This is a genomic window from Olsenella uli, assembly GCF_016900775.1.
Lineage (GTDB): Bacteria > Actinomycetota > Coriobacteriia > Coriobacteriales > Atopobiaceae > Thermophilibacter > Thermophilibacter uli_A.
Window position 1 is genome coordinate 1 of record NZ_JACJKN010000056.1, and the last position, 233, is coordinate 233.

General features: G+C 70.4%; 1 protein-coding gene. It reads right to left on the bottom strand.

Features of this window, described 5'->3' with window-relative positions:
* Positions 1 to 233, bottom strand: a 233-nt coding sequence (locus H6A23_RS11295; protein ID WP_435793496.1) for a hypothetical protein, incomplete at both ends; no start/stop codon positions are given.

Here is a 233-nt window from a genome sequence, read left to right on the forward strand (position 1 = left end):
ACGAGGATGGGCACGAAGAACGCGGCGCAGCCGAGAAGCCCGATCGTGGCGCCGGGGAGCACGTCTCCGAGCGCGAGCTCGAGCACGGGAATGAGGATCGCGCCGACCGCGGCGCCCCAGCGCCCGGCGCGGCAGATGGCCGGCCAGTTGCCGTTGTGGACGCGCATGAGGCAGCCGAGGTTCATGCGGAAGGGGCCCTGCGCCACGAAGGAGATGCGGTTCTCGTCGTAGTA